The 550-nt window shown below is 57.8% G+C and carries 1 protein-coding gene; it reads right to left on the bottom strand.

Going from position 1 to position 550, the window contains the following annotated elements; all coding sequences use genetic code 11:
• Positions 1-11: 11 nt before the first annotated feature.
• Positions 12-550: tyrosine--tRNA ligase (gene tyrS / locus NKJ32_RS35480; protein ID WP_352830608.1), on the bottom strand; the 539-nt coding region annotated here is incomplete at its 5' end.

The following is a 550-nucleotide window of genomic DNA, read 5'->3' as shown; positions in this document are numbered from 1 at the left end:
TTGCTGAAACCCTACTTTACAACAGTGTGGCGCTTCCGGCCGAGCGAAAGCCGGATCGGGAGGTCTTGGGACGATATCATTGTATCAACCTCGACGACGTTGCCGTTGATCCGCACACCTCGTCCCGAGATCGCCCTTCGCGCTTCCCCTTTGGAGGAGGTCAATCCGGCGCGTACCAGCAAATCCACAAGGGCTACTCCGGCCAAGCCCTCGGCGTCATTTAGATGAAGCGTCGGTAGCCCCTCTGCGGCTTCGCCCTGCCCAAATGCTTGGCTAGCCGTGGCCTCCGCCTGTTTGGCGGCGTTAGTTCCATGTGCCAGGGCCGTAGCTTCGTTGGCGAGACGTTCTTTGACGGCGTTTAGCTCGGTTCCTTCAGCCTGTCCAAATCGCTCGATCTCGTCCATCGGCAGATCGGTGAAAAGCTTCAGGAACCGAACGACATCAGCGTCTTCCGTGTTACGCCAGAATTGCCAGTAATCGTATGGCGAAAGGCGATCTTCGTTGAGCCACACAGCTCCGGCAGCCGTCTTACCCATCTTGACACCTGAAG

It is taken from the genome of Mesorhizobium sp. M0159, assembly GCF_040322295.1.
Classification (GTDB): Bacteria; Pseudomonadota; Alphaproteobacteria; order Rhizobiales; family Rhizobiaceae; genus Mesorhizobium.
Note: the sequence above shows the minus strand (reverse complement) of the source record. Positions and strands in the feature narration are given on the sequence as shown.